The sequence below is a fragment of the Blautia sp. Marseille-P2398 genome, from assembly GCF_964240315.1.
Lineage (GTDB): Bacteria > Bacillota > Clostridia > Lachnospirales > Lachnospiraceae > Blautia_A > Blautia_A wexlerae.
Window position 1 is genome coordinate 87,233 of the sequence record NZ_CAXSTD010000014.1, and the last position, 17,269, is coordinate 104,501.

The window sequence follows — 17,269 nt, forward strand, 5'->3', positions numbered from 1 at the left end:
AAGAGAATTGCTATAACAGGAAAGAAGATATAAAAAATATTATGAAAAACTTAACTCTTGAAAATATCGCCCGCGTATGCGGCGGTACTTATTATGGTCCGGCTGATAAATTACAGGAAGAAGTAATGTCTGTTATCACAGACAGCAGAAAAGCAGAAGAAGGATGTCTGTTTGTACCTATTGTGGGGGAACGTGTAGATGCCCATAAATTTATCCCACAGGTAATGGAAGCAGGGGCACTGGCAACCTTGTCGGAACGGGTGCTTGATAACGCTGATTTTCCTTATATCGCAGTAGAATCTTCTCTTCAGGCAGTGAAAGATATTGCAGAGTTTTATTTAAAGCAGCTTCAGATCCCGGTTGTGGGAATTACAGGAAGCGTTGGTAAGACAAGTACAAAAGAAGTGATCGCATCTGTTCTGAACCAGAAATACCATACTATGAAAACACAGGGCAACTTTAACAATGAACTTGGTCTGCCTCTCACAGTTTTTCGTCTGCGTGATGAAGATGAAATTGCAGTTCTGGAAATGGGAATCAGTGATTTCGGTGAGATGACCAGACTTGCGCAGATTGCAAGACCGGACACCTGCGTGATCACGAATATCGGTACCTGCCATCTGGAGAATCTGGGAGACAGAAATGGTGTTCTGAAAGCAAAGACAGAGATTTTTAAATTCCTCAGACCGGAGGGACATATTGTATTAAATGGCGATGATGACAAGCTTATCACAGTAAAAGAATATGAAAAGATAAAACCTGTATTTTTCGGAATGAGTAATGAATGTCAGGTTTACGGTGATAAGATTGTAAGCAGAGGTTTAAAGGGAATGACCTGCACCATTCATCTGGGGGATACTGCATTTACAGTTGATATCCCGATGCCGGGGCGCCATATGGTATATAATGCGCTGGCAGCAGCTGCAGTTGGAAATATTTATGGACTTACAACTGAGCAGATCAAAGCCGGAATCGAGAGCCTGGAGCCGATCAGCGGTCGTTTCAGAATGATCGAAACAGATAAATTTCTGATCGTAGATGACTGCTATAATGCAAATCCCATGTCCATGAAAGCCTCTCTGGATGTTCTGCAGGATGGTGCAGGACGCAGAATAGCAGTCCTTGGCGATATGGGTGAACTTGGCGAGAATGAAGTTCAGCTTCATGAGGAGGTAGGAGAGCATGCCGGAAAATGTGATATTGATGTTCTTATCTGTACAGGTAAACTGTGCAGAAATATGGCAGAGAGAGCACAGCGGACAAATCCGGACCTGAAAGTAATCTATGAGCCGGACAGAGAAAGTCTGCTGGAGCATCTGGAAGGTTATGTACAGGATGGTGACACTATTCTTGTGAAAGCTTCCCATTTTATGAAGTTTGAAGAGGTAGTTACGAAACTGGAAAATATGTAAACACTTCGAGACATTTTTGTCTTTTTATGAGAGAATTTGATGAGCGATTTTAGTTCCATGATACCGGAAACAGCAGTATAATAATCCTGTCAGTTTATGAGCAGGCAGCGAAGCAGATAGTCTTATCTGTTCAAGTGAGGAGGATGTTATGCTGGAGAAAGTTATGGAACTGCATTTCCTGCTGTATGCCATGATGTTAATGGGCGGACTGGGAGCACTGGGGATGCTGACCACACATCTTACCTACCGAAGAATGATCAGAAAAAATACAGAGGTTAAATCAAATCTCAAAGAGAAATGGACAAATCTTTGGAAAACAAGAGACAGGCTGTTGAACCGTATGAACCGGTTTGTCTGGTATCCGTCACTTTTCTGTATCGCTTTTCTTGGACTGGCTTTTTTTCTGTATTCCAAAGATGCACGATGGGACGGAATGCCGCTGGCATATCTTTATGTGGCTGCGATCATTCCGACAGCATTGCTTTTGCTGAGACAGGCGCTGGATTTTACATACAGAGAAGAACTTCTGATGAATTCTTTTTCTGATTATGTGGAACATGCCCGCACATGGGTAGAAGAAGTGCCGGTGCCGGAGAAGGCTGACGAAGCTGTAAAAGAGGAAATCGTTGAACATATTGCGGACAGTATCCGCCAGACTGCAGCAGCAGGAAGCCATTTCAGCGGAATGCTTACACCCGAGGAAGATGAGATTATGAGAGAAATCATAAGAGAATTTATGAAATAAAGACATGAAAATTCACTGCAAATGAGATACACAGGATCAGAAACAATATGGCAATGTAAAGTTTCTGATCCTGTACACATTTTAAGACAGAATAATTTATTATTCGTCATCCTCTTCAATTACCTGGATCTCCAGATAATCAAAATCAATCTGCTCTATAAAATTATCCTGATAAAATCTGGCTTTTCCATGTTTCTTAAAATGTCTGACTGTAGATTCCAGCCAGATTGGGTTTCCCAGATCCATTTCATAACAGATACTTTCCAGACCACGAAAAATCTTGTGGGTCCGCGTATCTTCGGAGTCGTCGCAGATTACAGTGTCTTTCAGTAAATGATTATCTTTCCATATTTTTCCCCATAAACGGAACATATCGGTAATACCTCCCTGTCAGAACTGCCACAGGCGGCAGAAATCTCATTTTCTAAGTGATTCCCAGTATAGCGGATTTTTGCGGGAAAGTAAAGAAAGTAAAAAAATGCTACTGCTTGTAGTAACTAAAATGTTACTGTTCACTCCGTTCTCAGTAACATAGCCAAAATTCATTCCAGATTGCCTGCGGCAATGGAATTTTGGCTTGTATGTCTCGGGATTTTGGCATATTCATGCCAAAACACCTCGCGGAATAGTGGTGTGTGAACAGTAACACTAAAATACTTATAGTCTTAGGCTTGATTATTCCGGTGGAATATTCTATAATAAAACCTAAATTTCCATAAATTAGCGTGTCAAAGTGCCGGTTCAGGAGAAAATCAGTTTTCATCTGGAAATTTGAAGACTGGTGTGGATAAGGTGAGTTCCATAACTGCATTTGTGATATGCAAAAAAACAGAATGGAGGAGACATTATGAAATTATACGATACCGGTGTGTATTTGCTGAATGGTCAGAAGATTGTTCCGGAGAATCAGGCAGATTTTCCTGTTTCCAAAGAGGAAGCTGCAAAGAGTACAATTGCCTATTCAATTCTGAGAGCACACAATACTTCCGGAAATATGGAGAAACTTCAGATTAAATTTGATAAACTGACTTCTCATGATATCACTTTTGTCGGAATTATCCAGACTGCACGTGCTTCAGGCCTTGAGAAATTTCCGGTGCCATATGTACTGACAAACTGCCATAATTCACTCTGTGCAGTAGGCGGAACTATTAATGAAGATGATCATATGTTTGGACTTACCTGTGCCAAGAAATATGGCGGCGTATATGTACCGCCCCATCAGGCGGTTATCCATCAGTTTGCAAGAGAAATGCTTGCAGCAGGCGGTAAAATGATCCTCGGTTCAGACAGCCATACACGATATGGCGCACTGGGAACCATGGCAATGGGTGAGGGCGGACCGGAGCTTGTAAAGCAGCTTCTTTCCCAGACTTATGATATCAATATGCCAGGCGTCGTTGCCATTTATCTTACCGGTTCTCCTCGTCCGGGCGTAGGTCCTCAGGACGTTGCGCTTGCGATTATCGGCAAGGTTTTTGCAAACGGATATGTGAAGAATAAAGTTATGGAATTTGTAGGACCCGGTGTTGCAAATTTAAGTGCTGATTTCCGAATTGGCGTAGATGTAATGACAACAGAGACCACCTGCCTTTCCTCTATCTGGCAGACAGATGAGAAGATTCAGGAATTCTATGAGATCCATGGCAGAAGTGAAGATTACAAAGAACTGAAACCAGGTGAAACAGCATACTATGATGGCTGTGTAGAGATTGATCTGAGTGAGATCAGACCAATGATCGCCATGCCGTTCCATCCAAGCAATACATATACAATTGATGAACTGAAAGCAAATCTGGATGATATTCTGGCAGATGTTGAGAAAAAAGCACAGATCAGCCTTGATGGAAAAGTTCCATATACATTAAGAGACAAAGTAATTGATGGTAAACTTTATGTAGAACAGGGAATCATCGCAGGGTGTGCAGGTGGTGGATTTGAAAATATCTGTGCAGCAGCTGATATCCTTAAAGGCAAGAGCATTGGTGCAGATGCCTTCACATTGAGTGTATATCCGGCAAGTACTCCGATTTATATGGAACTGGCTAAGAATGGCGTTCTGGCAGGACTTCTTGAAACGGGAGCTGTTGTGAAGACTGCTTTTTGCGGACCTTGCTTTGGTGCAGGGGATACTCCTGCAAATAATGCATTCAGTATCCGTCATACGACCAGAAACTTCCCGAACCGCGAAGGTTCCAAAATCCAGAATGGCCAGATTTCTTCTGTTGCACTTATGGACGCACGTTCTATTGCGGCAACTGCAGCAAACAAAGGTTTTCTGACTTCAGCAGAGGATTATACGGGTGGTTATACAGGGCAGAAATATTTCTTTGATAAGACAATTTATGACAATCGTGTATTTGACAGCAAGGGTATAGCTGATCCGGGTGTAGAGATCCAGTTTGGTCCGAATATTAAGGACTGGCCGGAGATGGCTGCACTTCCGGAGAATCTGATCGTGAAGGTTGTTTCTGAGATCCATGATCCGGTTACTACAACAGATGAACTGATCCCGTCCGGTGAGACATCTTCTTATCGTTCCAATCCACTTGGACTGGCTGAGTTTACACTTTCCAGAAAAGATCCTGCTTATGTAGGACGTGCGAAAGAAGTTCAGAAAGCTCAGAAGGCTATTCAGGAAGGAAAATGTCCGGTTGAGGCATTACCGGAGATGAAACCTGTAATGGATGTGATCAAAAAGGATTATCCGAATGTAAGCAAGGAAAATCTTGGTGTGGGAAGTACGATCTTTGCAGTGAAACCAGGTGATGGTTCTGCGCGTGAGCAGGCTGCTTCCTGTCAGAAAGTGCTTGGCGGATGGGCAAATATCGCCAATGAGTATGCGACAAAGAGGTACCGTTCCAATCTGATCAACTGGGGTATGCTTCCATTCCTGATTAAAGAAGGGGAGCTTCCGTTTGCAAACGGAGATTATCTGTTCTTCCCACAGATTCGTAAGGCAGTGGAAGAAAAGGATGATGTGATCCGGGGATATGTTGTCGGTGCTGAGGGACTGAAGGAGTTTGAAGTGGCTCTTGGGGAGCTTACGGATGATGAGCGTGAGATTATCCTTAAGGGATGCCTGATTAATTATAATCGAAAATAGGAAGTGATGAAGATGCAGCTATCCTCTCTTTAGGTTGGGAGTAGCTGCATCTTTATTGTTTATGAAATTATGAGAATTGCGGGAACTGCTTTGCAGCGGAGCGATTCGTGGATATAATAGAGCCCCGGGCAGCAACGTACTGCATCGAAGAAAGCGAAATAGTCTGAAAATTATCAAATAAATAAAAATATTGTAAAATTAGTGCAAATAAGACAAAGATAAATAGAAAATATTGAAATAAAATGCGAAAATGTATTGACAAATAATAACAAGAGTGTTATTATAACACCATCAAAAGAAACAAGGAAACGAATTAAACAATCAAAGAAATTCATTCAATTCATAGCATATATAAATGTTCCAATGAAAAGGATGAAAATAAAAGAAAGGTTCGGGTGATTCCATTGGGAAAGAATTTATAACTTCATCAATATAAGAGTGACGGGTATCGCATTTCCTGCAAGAAAGACCTGATACGGAGATTATAAAAAAGTATTTTCCTTATATAATATAAGAGCATACGCACAGTCTGATTAATAAGGAAGGAATGTATCAAAGGTATTATAGAAGCGATAACTTATATTGAATATCTGTTGCAGACCTGATACAGGGATTTTGGTAAATGTGTAAAGAAATATTTACCGGAAGAGCATAACCCTTATCTCAGTAGTTAGCCTGAAAGCAGAGGTTCAGGTAACAGATAAACTGAAGGTAAGAACGATGTTTTGAGAGGCATATAGAAGTTTAAGTATATGGTTTGAAATCCTGCATCAGAAGAATATCCGGTATATAAAATTACAGGATATTGAGAGAAATATTAAGGTACTTTTTCAGTGATACTTTACATAATTCAGAACATCTGCCATTAATGTTCGATAAATATGAAAAGCACATAAGGAAATTAAACAGTTGTGAATTTAAGAAGTTAGGTTTATGATTGCTTAGCACGAAAAATAATGAAAAAGTGTATCCGATATTTCATAAATGAAAACAAATTATAATACGTGAAATTATAATTTAAAATCTATAAAACTTTCTAAGTAAGTTCCGATGAACTGAATAACTGATATCATAAAAGCATAAAAGCAGGAATGAATCAGATTATAAACAGTACATATGGATTATGAGCAGGAAACAGAATAGGAATTTTAAATAAACATAGAAAAATTTAATAGTGAACTTATAAAGTAGTTTGTAAATAACATATTATTTTATTATAGAAAGAATACTAAGAGGAAAATAAATTGAATAACGAAGAACATTGAAGCGGTCATCATTTTTGAAATCAGGAAAAGTAAAAAGTGATGACCGTTTTCAAATTGTATTCATATATATTCGTTTATTGCGTGAAATGGAATTTTAGGATATACTCTCCATGAAAAGGAGAGTTTTTTTATGTGGATAAAAGATATCAGAGATTATATTTTATATGAAGATAAAGATATTCTGGTCTGTCACAAACCGGCAGGGCTTGCAGTTCAGAATGCGCGGGTTGGCAGTATGGATATGGAGAGCCTCTTGAAGAATTATATTGCTCAGAAGGTGCCGGGTAAGATGCCGTATCTGGGTATTATCCATCGCCTTGATCAGCCGGTGGAGGGGGTTCTTGTGTTTGCCCTGAATCCGAAGGCAGCAGCAGATCTCAGCAGACAGATGACAGCGGGAAAAATAAAGAAGACTTATCTTGCAGTTACAGAAGGAACAGTGAAAGTGAAGAGTGCAAAACTGGTGGACTGGCTGAAGAAGGATGGCAGGACCAACAGCTCTGCAGTGGTTGAGGGAGGAACTTCCGGAGCAAAAAAGGCGATCTTGTCTTATGAAGTTCTGGAAACCTGGAAAAATAAGGAAGATGCACAGGATTGTGGCGAAAGAAATCTGATTCGGATTGATCTGGATACAGGCAGGCATCATCAGATTCGTGTGCAGATGGCGCATGCCGGAATGCCTTTGGTTGGTGACAGAAAGTATAATCCCGGTCAGAATAGTCAGGAACCGCTGGCTCTCTGTTCTGCAAAACTGGGATTTCAGCATCCGGTGACAAAGAAACAGTTGGAGTTTCAGGTGCAGCCTGCAGGTATGGCATTCAAAAGACATTGACATAGCGCAATTTTTGATGTATAAAAGTGAAAAATGTGTAAAATCTCTGGACGAATTTCGTAAAGTGTGTATAATGTAGAAAGTAATATGCAGTTATAAGGTTTATAGCAATTCTCGTAAATAATGCATTTAAGAGGATCGCTACAGGTAATTGTTCGATGTTAATTATTCTGTGAGAGTACTGAGCAGATATCGATTTTTTAGTTGACAGAAATTATACATTATTTTATGAAATTGCTGTAATGTGCAGTATAGTACTGAAAGGAAGAGGAAATTAAAATGAAAAGAGCGGCGGCAGCAGCGATAAGTTTAATGACAGGACTGGCAATGCTGACAGGATGCAGCAGAGCGGAGGTGGAAGAGACAATCCAGCCGTTGGTGGCAGACGCTATCGAAGAATCCGATTCAGAGGCAGAAGCAGTGAAGGAAGAGGATGAGAGTCCGCTGATTCCGGAGATTGATACAGATATAAAAATCCATGCCGGTTCAAGGATCGCAGTGGTAAGCAAATGTGTCAAGGGCGAATACTGGAAGATGGTTAAGAAAGGCATGGAAGATGCGGTAAAGGAAATTAATAAAGCATATGGTTATAAAAAAGATGACCAGATTACCATGACTTTTGAAGGCCCTGATAATGAAGAGGACGTAGAGACTCAGATTAATACAATAGATGCTGTTATTGCAGAGAATCCGGATGTTCTTTGTATTTCGGCAAGTGATATGGATTCCTGTGAGGCACAGCTTGAAGCTGCAAAGGAGAATGGGATTCCAGTTATAGCATTTGATTCTAATGTAGCCGAGAAAAAACTGGTGAAGGCATATCGGGGAACCGATAATGTGCAGGTAGGAAAGATGGCTGCTTATCAGCTTGGCAGTGCACTCGGAAAGATGGGAAAGGTTGCGGTTTTTTCCGCACAGCAGAAGACAAAGAGTGTTCAGGATCGTGTAGAAGGATTCATGAATAATATCGGGAAGTACGGAGACATTGAAGTTGTGGAAACCATTTATTCTGATCAGGTAGATGATATGGAGGCTTCCATGAAGGAAGTTCTGGAAAAATATCCCACACTGGATGGTGTATTCTGCACCAATGCAGATATTACAGAGATGTATCTCAATCTGGAGAAGAGTGATGAGCATGATGCACCGGCTCTGGTAGGGGTTGATGCAACTACTAAGCAGCAGGAAGCAATCCGTAATGGAGAAGAGATTGGCTGTGTTTCCCAGCAGCCTTATGCTATGGGATACCAGACAATCTGGGCAGCAGTTGAAACAACGGCACCGAAGAAATCTGTTGTGATCGAGAAAAATGTACTGAGCAATCCGGCATGGATCGATGCAGACTGTCTGGATGATCCGGACTACAGTGGATATTTATATACAGAATAAGAATTAAAGATAAACGCTCCGGGAGGATGTACAGGGTCTCAAATGTATTAATTAAGAGGATTTTCTATAAGAGGAATGTGTCTGCTGGGACAGACCGGTAATACAGAACTTATATATAAAGCAGGATTATATACGAAAGAAGAAGCATGAAAACAGTGATGAGTTGTTTTCGTGCTTTTTTTGTGTTATAGAATATTACTCCGTAATGTTCTATGACACAAAAAAACTCTCCGGGCAGGCTCTTTATTTATATCTCTTCTTCTTTGAAATAAAAATATAAACAAATCAGAAGCTTTGACTGTATAAAAAGATTTATATTGATGATATAATCACATACACGATATAAAAATAACAAAAAAATATTGGATAGATGAAAAATATTTGATAAAATTATTTAATGAGATTGTAATTTTAAAGAATATATGATAAAATTTGACTATAAATTCTTGAAAATATATAAAAAAATTAGGCAAAAAGGAGAAGAGGATGAAACAATGGTCAGAGATCATCAGAAATGTCACCATGTTGTCGCAGCTTGGACTGTCTCTCATAACCCCTGTCCTGATATGTCTGGCAGTATGCTGGCTGATTGTTTCTAAGACCGGAGCTGGCGGATGGGTATATATCCCCGGTTTTTTCTTTGGTCTTGGAGGTTCCGGGACAGTGGCATATAAATTTTATCTTTCTATTAACAGACAGCAGAAGAAAGAGAACAAAAAGAAGAAAAATAAAGTATCGTTTAACAGACACCTGTAATGATACAGAAACGAAAGGGAGATTTATATGAGTATTATGGATAATGTTCAGCCTGCCGTAAAGAAGGAAACCGGGAAGGTAGCTGCCATCACCGGAATCGGGCTGATTTTGATGTGGATCGTGTTTGGAGTGCTGCATGCTTTCATGCCACAGAAGGTACCGTTTGATTATACGGTGTTTCTTGGAGGGGCAGTGGGAGGATGTGTGGCAGTCCTTAATTTCTTTTTTATGGGACTTGCAGTGCAGAAAGCAGCTGCAGCAACAGATGAGGACACAGCGAGAATGAGGATCAAAGCAAGTTACTCCCAGAGAATGCTGATCCAGATGTTGTGGGTGATCTTGGCAATCGTGGCACCCTGTTTTCATTTTGTGGCAGGAATCGTTCCTCTTTTATTTCCCGGAACAGGAATTAAAATTGCAGGAATTTTTCATACTAACAAATAGGTATTTCTATATCAAACCGGAACAGTACCGGGAGAGACAGGAGGTGAATAAAGAGTATGGAATTGGATATCAGCGGGGCAAGGATATTCTTTACATTACCCATTGATGTGCCTGTTCTCGGACCATTAAGAATCAGTGAGACAATGGTGGTAAGCTGGATTGTTATGATACTCATAACAGGTTTGTGTATCTGGCTGACACATGATCTGAAAGAAGAGAACATTTCCAAACGTCAGGCTGTGGCAGAGCTCATTGTAGAGAAGGCCAACAGCTTTGTAATCGGAAATATGGGTGAGAAATTCAGATACCTGATACCGTTTGTTGCAGCACTTTTTGCAACCAGTGTGGTTTCCAACCTGATCAGTCTGATCGGACTTCGAAGCCCTACAGCAGACCTTTCTACTGAGGCTGCCTGGGCAGTTGTGGTTTTCATTATGATCACAGCACAGAAGATAAAGACCAGTGGATTTGGCGGTTATCTGAAAGGATTTACAACTCCGATCGCAGTTATGACACCGTTTAATATTCTTTCCGAGCTGGCTACACCTGTCAGTATGGCGTGTCGTCATTTCGGAAATATCCTTTCCGGTGTGGTAATCAATGGCCTGATCTATGGGGCACTGGCAGTCGCAAGTTCCGCGCTTCTGGGCCTGATCCCGGGTGCACTGGGAGATGTACTGTCAAAGATACCGATTCTTGATGTCGGTGTACCTGCGATAACGTCGGTCTATTTTGACTGGTTCTCAGGAGTTATGCAGGCGTTTATCTTCTGTATGCTGACTGTAATGTATATTGCAAATGCAGCAGAAGAGTAGCAGAAACATGATTTGCCGGAGCAAAACGGCAGCGGTGGTAACCGCAAAGAATGCTGAAATACAGCAGAAAAATTAATACCGCAGCAAAGGGGAAAAGCTGCAGATTATTATTTAACAGGAGGGTTTTAATATGGATTTTCAGTTATTGGCAAAAGGTATCGCATTAGCAGGATGTGCAATTGGAGCAGGATGTGCGCTGATCGCAGGTATCGGACCTGGTATTGGTGAAGGTAACGCAGTAGCAAAGGCATTGGAAGCAATCGGACGTCAGCCTGAGTGCAAGGGTGATGTTACTTCTACCATGCTTCTTGGATGTGCCATTGCAGAGACAACAGGTATCTACGGTTTCGTAACCGGTCTGTTGCTTATCTTCGTTGCACCTGGTATGTTCATGAACTTCCTGAGCTGATAAAAACAGCTGAGATGTCGAATATCACAGATTAAGAGGCATCTGATATGGAACCTGTGGATAATTCCGGCAGCAGCCGGAGAATGATCCGCATAAATACAGACAGGAGGTTACAAACATGCAGGTACAGGAATTAGTTGGAATTGTGCCGTGGAATTTTATAGCGACGATTTGCAACCTTTTTATTCAGGTATATCTGATCAAACGTTTCCTCTTCAAGCCCATCAATGAGATGCTGGAAAAGCGCAAAGCGAAAGCGGATGCCCAGATCCAGGATGCAGTGAAGGCAAAGGAAGAAGCTCAGGCAATGAAGGCAGAATATGAAAAGAATATGCAGGAAGCCAAGAATAGGGCAAATGACATTGTGATGACAGCTCAGAAAACAGCTGCTATCCAGAGCGAAGAGATGCTTAAGGAGGCTTCCAGTCAGGTAACTGCCATGAAAGAGAAGGCAGAGAAAGACATTGCCCAGGAGAAACGTAAGGCAGTCAACGAGATCAAGGGAGAAATCGGCGGTATGGCTGTTGAGATTGCCGGAAAAGTGATCGAGCGCGAAATTAGTGAAGAGGATCATGCAAAACTGATTGATGAGTTTATTGAGAATGTAGGTGAGGCATCATGACAAAAACTGCCAGAGTTTACGGCGGAAGTCTGTATGACCTTGCCGCTGAAGAAAAGCTCGATGGACAGATTATGGAGCAGATGATCGCAGTCAGACAGATTTTTCGAGAAAATCCCGGATATTTGAAATTGCTGGGAGAACCGGCGATTCCTGAAGACGAGAGACTTAAGATGATTGAAGAGGCTTTCGGAGGGCAGGCAGAGAGATATCTGGTGAATTTCCTGAAATTATTGTGTGAACGCAAGATTCTGAGAGAGTTTGCCGGATGCTGCGAAGAGTTTATCAGACGCTACAACAGTGCACATGGAATTGCAGAAGCCGTGGTTACCAGTGCAGTGAAGCTCAGTGATACTCAGATGGAAGCTCTGAAAGCGAAGCTTGAGAAGCTAAGTGGAAAGAAAGTGTATCTGGTTCAGAAAACAGATGCATCCGTTCTTGGCGGACTTCGCGTGGAACTGGAGGGCGTACAGCTCGACGGTACAGTACAGAGCCGTATTTCCGGTATTTCGAAGAAACTGAATGAATTGGTAGTATAAGGAACTGGATTCCGGATTTGAGAATCGTACTGTATGGGTATTTGACATATGGATATGAAAAATCTTTAAATTTCTGAATTCAGACAGCGCAAAATAATAGAATATAAAAGGATGGAATGGAAACATGCAATTAAAACCTGAGGAAATATCCAAGGTCATCCGAAGCCAGATAAAATATTACGAAAATGCCATTCAACAGAACGAGACAGGTACGATCCTTATGGTTGGTGACGGTATTGCCAGAGCTAGCGGACTGGTAAACTGTATGTCAGGAGAGCTTCTGGAATTTGAGGACGGAAGCTTTGGTATGGCACAGAACCTGGAGGAGAACAGTGTCTCCATCGTAATCTTTGGTTCAGATGAGAACATTGGTGAGGGTCAGACCGTAAAGCGTACAGGCAAGGTCGTGTCTGTACCTGTAGGCGACGCCATGGTTGGACGTGTTGTAAATGCACTGGGACAGCCAATTGACGGAGCAGGCCCGATTGATACAAAAGAATTCCGGCCAATCGAGAGCAAGGCACCAGGAATCTGTGAGAGAAGATCTGTATATCAGCCTCTTCAGACCGGTATCAAAGCCATCGACTCTATGATCCCTATCGGACGTGGACAGCGAGAACTGATCATTGGTGACCGTCAGACCGGTAAAACTACAATTGCTACAGATACCATTATTAACCAGAAGGGAAAAGATGTGATCTGTATCTATGTAGCCATTGGACAGAAGCGTTCCACAGTAGCTACATTAGTAGAGAACCTGACCAGAAACGGCGCAATGGATTATACTATCGTTGTGGCAGCTACAGCATCTGAGTCAAGCCCGCTGCAGTATATCGCACCGTATTCCGGATGTGCAATGGGTGAATACTTTATGAATAAGGGAAAAGATGTGCTGATCATCTATGATGATTTAAGTAAGCATGCAGTTGCATACCGTGCACTTTCCCTGCTGATCCGTCGTCCGCCTGGACGTGAGGCATATCCGGGTGATGTTTTCTATCTGCATTCCAGACTTCTGGAACGTGCAGCGAAGCTGGACGATGAACATGGCGGCGGTTCCATGACAGCACTGCCGATCATTGAAACACAGGCAGGTGACGTATCTGCCTATATTCCTACTAACGTTATTTCTATTACAGATGGACAGATTTTCTTGGAGACAGAGTTATTCCATTCAGGAATCATGCCTGCTGTAAACCCGGGTATCTCTGTATCACGAGTTGGTGGTGATGCGCAGATCAAGGCAATGAAGAAGGTAGCAGGAACACTGAAACTGATTTATTCCCAGTACCGTGAGCTGCAGAGCTTCGCACAGTTTGGTTCTGATCTGGATGCTGATACAAAGGCACGTCTGGAACAGGGAGCACGTATTGTGGAAGTTCTGAAACAGAACCAGAATGCACCGGTTCCTGTAGAGAAACAGGTTGCAATCCTTTATGCAGTTACAAAGGGTGTTCTGGAATCAGTAAAAGTTGAAGACGTAAATGTATATGAATCAGGATTATATACCTATCTGGATACAGATGCAGCAGGCGTAGAGGTTATGCAGGAGATCCGCTCAACAGGTAAGCTGGAGCAGGAAACAGAGCAGAAGCTTCGCAGCGTACTGGATGCGTATACAGAGAACTTCCTGAATACAAGACCTGAGAAATAAAGTGATTAGGAGGGTATCGTATGGCTTCGAATATGAAAGCGGTAAAGCTGCGTATCAAGAGTGTACAGAGTACCATGCAGATTACCAAGGCCATGGAGCTTGTAGCATCCTCCAAACTGCGTAAGGCAAAGGAACGTGCAGAGGTATGCCGTCCGTACTTTACAGAACTTCATGAGACATTGAAAGAGATTGCAAGGGAGAATACAGATTTCTCATCCGTTTATGCGAAAGAGTCTTCCAACAATAAAACCTGCTATGTAGTGATCGCGGGTGACAGAGGACTGGCAGGCGGATATAACACCAATCTTTTTAAATGTCTGGAGGCTTCTGCTGAAGGTAAGGACTACATGGTTCTGCCGGTTGGAAAGAAAGCAGTAGAATATTTCCGCCAGAGAGAGATTGAAGCTCTGACAGAACAGTTTGCAGAGGCAGGAAGTATTTCTGTAGCGGATTGTTTTGAGATGGCAAATATGCTCTGTACAGAATTTCGCAAAGGAACCTTTGGCCATATTGAATTATGTTATACTGTCTTTAATTCCATGCTTTCCCAGCAGCCGGAGGTATTTTCAATGCTTCCTATGACTGATATCAGAGAGGAAAGCGGAGGTAAGATAGAGACGAAGAATCTGATCCTCTATGAACCGGACGGAGAGACAGTATTTGATGCCATTGTTCCGGAATATCTGGCAGGCCTGGTTTATGGCGGTATCTGCGAAAGTACTGCAAGTGAACTGGCAGCCAGACGTATGGCTATGGATGCAGCCACAAGTAATGCGGAAGAGATGATCGATCAGCTCAATCTGTATTACAACAGGGCACGTCAGGCCAGCATCACGCAGGAGATCACGGAGATTGTTGCAGGTGCGGAAGGTCTTTAGAAATAGGAGATTATAAACATGAGTGAAAAACACATTGGCGAGGTAGTGCAGGTTATCGGTCCGGTACTGGATATCCGCTTTGCGCACGATGCACTGCCGCCTCTTCTCAATGCCATAGAGATTGATAATGATGGCGCAAAGCTGGTTGCCGAGGTTGCACAGCAGGTTGGTGATGATGTGGTAAGATGTATTGCCATGAATTCTACTGACGGTCTGGTGCGCGGTGCCAAAGCTCTGGATACAGGCGGTCCAATTTCCGTTCCTGTAGGTGAGGAATGCCTGGGACGAGTATTTAACCTTCTGGGTGACCCGGTAGACAATCTTCCGGCACCGAAGGCAAAGGAACGCTGGTCTATCCATCGTCAGGCTCCTTCTTATGAAGAACAGATGCCTGCAACAGAGATCCTGGAGACAGGAATCAAGGTCGTTGACCTGATCTGTCCTTATGCAAAGGGTGGTAAGATCGGTCTTTTCGGTGGTGCAGGTGTAGGAAAAACAGTTCTTATCATGGAGCTGATTCACAACGTAGCAACTGCACACGGCGGACTTTCCGTATTTACAGGTGTAGGAGAGCGTACACGTGAGGGAAATGACCTTTACAATGAAATGAAAGAAAGTGGAGTTATTGACAAGACTGCTCTGGTTTACGGTCAGATGAACGAGCCGCCCGGAGCACGTATGAGAGTTGGACTTTCCGGACTTACCATGGCGGAATACTTCCGTGATGAGAAGAACCAGGATGTGCTCCTCTTTATTGACAATATTTTCCGTTTTACACAGGCAGGTTCCGAGGTGTCTGCTCTTCTGGGACGTATGCCTTCAGCTGTAGGTTATCAGCCTACACTGGCAACTGAAATGGGTAACCTGCAGGAACGAATTACTTCTACAAGAAAGGGCTCTATCACATCTGTACAGGCTGTATATGTGCCTGCCGATGACCTGACTGACCCGGCTCCTGCAACTACATTCTCACATCTGGATGCAACAACTGTACTTTCCCGTGAGATTTCCAGCCAGGGTATTTATCCGGCTGTTGATCCTCTGGATTCCACAAGCCGTATCCTTTCTCCTGAAATAGTAGGAACAGAGCATTATGAGATTGCCAGATCAGTACAGAGAGTTCTTCAGCGTTACAAAGAGCTTCAGGACATTATTGCCATCATGGGTATGGATGAGTTGTCAGAGGAAGACAAACGTACTGTAAGTCGTGCCCGTAAGGTTCAGAGATTCCTGTCACAGAGCTTCTCTGTAGCAGAACAGTTCACAGGTATGCCTGGTAAATATGTTCCGCTGAAGGAAACGTTGAGAGGATTCAGGATGATCCTGAACGGTGAGTGTGATGACATTCCTGAGAGTTATTTCCTGTTTGTGGGAACCATCGATGAAGTGTTTGAAAAAGCCAAGAATCAGTAAAGGGGGAAATGTCCTATGAGTACTTTCCCATTGAGAATCGGAACACCGGACGGACTGCTCTTTGAAGGCAATGTGGAGCGTGTGATCTGCAGAACTGTCAGCGGTGATCTGGCTATTCTTGCCAGACACTGTAATTACTGTACTGCCCTGGGAATGGGTGAAGCCAGTGTGGTAATGGAAGACGGTAGCAGACGAACCGCAGCCTGTATTGGCGGAATGCTTTCTGTTATGAACGGAAAGTGCCGTGTCCTTGCAACTACCTGGGAGTGGAAAGAGGATATTGATGAGCAGCGTGCGCAGGAAGCTAAGAAAAGAGCTGAGGAGATGATCGCCAAAGGTGGTTTGAGTGATCATGATTATAAGATTGTGGAGGCTAAACTGCAGAGGGCGTTGGTGCGTTTGAGTGTGAAGAGCTGAGAAAATAAGAGTTATTAAGATATTGTGTTAAAGATAAAGACTGACAGGAGATCCGGGAGAGGAGACTGTCGGTCTTTTTTTGCTTGTGATATGGTTTTTTGGAGGATATAGTGGGAAGAATCTGAGGAAGAGATTTGAAGGAGGGACGCATAGAAAAATAATTTATTTTATGTGCGGTTTCGGACATTAAGATATTCTAAGCTGCTAAAAATCTGCTAAAGGCATGAGAAAAATGCCACAAACTCGCTTCGCTCAGACAGTGTGTCATTTTTCTCATAACGCAGATTTTGACCAGCTAAGAATATCTAAATATCCTGCAAATGCACATGAAATAAATTATTTTTCTATGCTGGTGGTTGGCTCTTTTAAATACACTTTAAGCGAATCAGGTAAGTCCCCTGCGGGGAAACCAAAAGGAAAAAATGATGAATAAAGCCGAATGGCAGTGTATTAAAATTAGGTGGATGTAATTGAAGAAAAAATATGATATCATGTGAGTAACAAATCGTTAAGGAAAGAATCGAAGGTGGTGCAAACGAAAAAGCAGTATGGAGACTTTTCATTAACTGCCCTTTC

Annotated in this window: 16 protein-coding genes; 15 read left to right on the forward strand and 1 reads right to left on the reverse strand. The window is 42.5% G+C overall.

Annotated features, from left to right (window positions below):
* Window positions 1–41: 41 nt before the first annotated feature.
* Window positions 42–1,412, forward strand: a complete 1,371-nt coding sequence (gene murF / locus ACESZG_RS15170; protein ID WP_118588119.1) for a UDP-N-acetylmuramoyl-tripeptide--D-alanyl-D-alanine ligase — start codon at window positions 42–44, stop codon at window positions 1,410–1,412.
* A 148-nt stretch (window positions 1,413–1,560) separates the two neighbouring features.
* Window positions 1,561–2,157: a hypothetical protein gene (locus ACESZG_RS15175; RefSeq protein ID WP_025577784.1), complete on the forward strand. Its 597-nt coding sequence runs from the start codon at window positions 1,561–1,563 to the stop codon at window positions 2,155–2,157.
* A gap of 99 nt (window positions 2,158–2,256) precedes the next feature.
* Here ACESZG_RS15175 and ACESZG_RS15180 read toward each other — a convergent pair whose 3' ends face one another.
* Complete coding sequence (locus tag ACESZG_RS15180; protein ID WP_022380881.1) at window positions 2,257–2,529, reverse strand: hypothetical protein; 273 nt, start codon at window positions 2,527–2,529, stop codon at window positions 2,257–2,259.
* Between the two features lie 475 nt (window positions 2,530–3,004).
* On the opposite strand from ACESZG_RS15180, the gene ACESZG_RS15185 reads away from it, so the two are divergent.
* From ACESZG_RS15185 to atpC, 13 genes are all read left to right on the forward strand, one after another.
* Complete coding sequence (locus ACESZG_RS15185) at window positions 3,005–5,263, forward strand: hydratase (protein ID WP_368199463.1); 2,259 nt, start codon at window positions 3,005–3,007, stop codon at window positions 5,261–5,263.
* Between the two features lie 1,395 nt (window positions 5,264–6,658).
* Window positions 6,659–7,360, forward strand: coding sequence for an RluA family pseudouridine synthase (locus ACESZG_RS15190; RefSeq protein WP_008704977.1), 702 nt, complete (start codon window positions 6,659–6,661; stop codon window positions 7,358–7,360).
* 279 nt (window positions 7,361–7,639) lie between these two features.
* Window positions 7,640–8,749, forward strand: coding sequence for a substrate-binding domain-containing protein (locus ACESZG_RS15195; protein WP_008704974.1), 1,110 nt, complete (start codon window positions 7,640–7,642; stop codon window positions 8,747–8,749).
* A 486-nt stretch (window positions 8,750–9,235) separates the two neighbouring features.
* Window positions 9,236–9,505 (forward strand): AtpZ/AtpI family protein, encoded by a 270-nt coding sequence (locus ACESZG_RS15200; RefSeq protein ID WP_022380878.1) that lies wholly within the window; start codon window positions 9,236–9,238, stop codon window positions 9,503–9,505.
* Window positions 9,506–9,532: 27 nt separating this feature from the next.
* Window positions 9,533–9,949 (forward strand): hypothetical protein, encoded by a 417-nt coding sequence (locus ACESZG_RS15205; protein ID WP_008704972.1) that lies wholly within the window; start codon window positions 9,533–9,535, stop codon window positions 9,947–9,949.
* A gap of 56 nt (window positions 9,950–10,005) precedes the next feature.
* A complete protein-coding gene (locus tag ACESZG_RS15210) occupies window positions 10,006–10,764 on the forward strand; it encodes a F0F1 ATP synthase subunit A (RefSeq protein ID WP_020993166.1) in 759 nt (252 codons plus the stop codon).
* Window positions 10,765–10,894: 130 nt separating this feature from the next.
* Window positions 10,895–11,173 (forward strand): ATP synthase F0 subunit C, encoded by a 279-nt coding sequence (gene atpE / locus ACESZG_RS15215; protein WP_008704968.1) that lies wholly within the window; start codon window positions 10,895–10,897, stop codon window positions 11,171–11,173.
* Window positions 11,174–11,291: 118 nt separating this feature from the next.
* Window positions 11,292–11,795 (forward strand): F0F1 ATP synthase subunit B, encoded by a 504-nt coding sequence (gene atpF / locus ACESZG_RS15220; RefSeq protein ID WP_008704967.1) that lies wholly within the window; start codon window positions 11,292–11,294, stop codon window positions 11,793–11,795.
* The gene (gene atpH, locus ACESZG_RS15225) at window positions 11,792–12,331 is read left to right on the forward strand and encodes an ATP synthase F1 subunit delta (protein WP_055053787.1); all 540 of its coding nucleotides are present in this window, start codon (window positions 11,792–11,794) and stop codon (window positions 12,329–12,331) included. The genes atpF and atpH overlap by 4 nt, the downstream gene beginning before the upstream one ends.
* Before the next feature lie 124 nt (window positions 12,332–12,455).
* Window positions 12,456–13,985, forward strand: a complete 1,530-nt coding sequence (atpA, locus tag ACESZG_RS15230; protein WP_008704965.1) for a F0F1 ATP synthase subunit alpha — start codon at window positions 12,456–12,458, stop codon at window positions 13,983–13,985.
* A 20-nt stretch (window positions 13,986–14,005) separates the two neighbouring features.
* The gene (gene atpG / locus ACESZG_RS15235) at window positions 14,006–14,863 is read left to right on the forward strand and encodes an ATP synthase F1 subunit gamma (RefSeq protein WP_008704960.1); all 858 of its coding nucleotides are present in this window, start codon (window positions 14,006–14,008) and stop codon (window positions 14,861–14,863) included.
* An 18-nt stretch (window positions 14,864–14,881) separates the two neighbouring features.
* Window positions 14,882–16,276 (forward strand): F0F1 ATP synthase subunit beta, encoded by a 1,395-nt coding sequence (atpD, locus tag ACESZG_RS15240; protein WP_055057908.1) that lies wholly within the window; start codon window positions 14,882–14,884, stop codon window positions 16,274–16,276.
* A 15-nt stretch (window positions 16,277–16,291) separates the two neighbouring features.
* Window positions 16,292–16,693, forward strand: coding sequence for an ATP synthase F1 subunit epsilon (gene atpC / locus ACESZG_RS15245; RefSeq protein ID WP_008704958.1), 402 nt, complete (start codon window positions 16,292–16,294; stop codon window positions 16,691–16,693).
* The last annotated feature ends 576 nt before the right edge of the window (window positions 16,694–17,269 follow it).

Coding starts and splice junctions, on each gene's coding strand:
- murF (WP_118588119.1), top strand. CDS start 42: ATGAAAAACTTAACTCTTGAAAATATCGCCCGCGTATGCGGCGGTACT.
- ACESZG_RS15175 (WP_025577784.1), top strand. CDS start 1,561: ATGCTGGAGAAAGTTATGGAACTGCATTTCCTGCTGTATGCCATGATG.
- ACESZG_RS15180 (WP_022380881.1), bottom strand. CDS start 2,529: ATGTTCCGTTTATGGGGAAAAATATGGAAAGATAATCATTTACTGAAA.
- ACESZG_RS15185 (WP_368199463.1), top strand. CDS start 3,005: ATGAAATTATACGATACCGGTGTGTATTTGCTGAATGGTCAGAAGATT.
- ACESZG_RS15190 (WP_008704977.1), top strand. CDS start 6,659: ATGTGGATAAAAGATATCAGAGATTATATTTTATATGAAGATAAAGAT.
- ACESZG_RS15195 (WP_008704974.1), top strand. CDS start 7,640: ATGAAAAGAGCGGCGGCAGCAGCGATAAGTTTAATGACAGGACTGGCA.
- ACESZG_RS15200 (WP_022380878.1), top strand. CDS start 9,236: ATGAAACAATGGTCAGAGATCATCAGAAATGTCACCATGTTGTCGCAG.
- ACESZG_RS15205 (WP_008704972.1), top strand. CDS start 9,533: ATGAGTATTATGGATAATGTTCAGCCTGCCGTAAAGAAGGAAACCGGG.
- ACESZG_RS15210 (WP_020993166.1), top strand. CDS start 10,006: ATGGAATTGGATATCAGCGGGGCAAGGATATTCTTTACATTACCCATT.
- atpE (WP_008704968.1), top strand. CDS start 10,895: ATGGATTTTCAGTTATTGGCAAAAGGTATCGCATTAGCAGGATGTGCA.
- atpF (WP_008704967.1), top strand. CDS start 11,292: ATGCAGGTACAGGAATTAGTTGGAATTGTGCCGTGGAATTTTATAGCG.
- atpH (WP_055053787.1), top strand. CDS start 11,792: ATGACAAAAACTGCCAGAGTTTACGGCGGAAGTCTGTATGACCTTGCC.
- atpA (WP_008704965.1), top strand. CDS start 12,456: ATGCAATTAAAACCTGAGGAAATATCCAAGGTCATCCGAAGCCAGATA.
- atpG (WP_008704960.1), top strand. CDS start 14,006: ATGGCTTCGAATATGAAAGCGGTAAAGCTGCGTATCAAGAGTGTACAG.
- atpD (WP_055057908.1), top strand. CDS start 14,882: ATGAGTGAAAAACACATTGGCGAGGTAGTGCAGGTTATCGGTCCGGTA.
- atpC (WP_008704958.1), top strand. CDS start 16,292: ATGAGTACTTTCCCATTGAGAATCGGAACACCGGACGGACTGCTCTTT.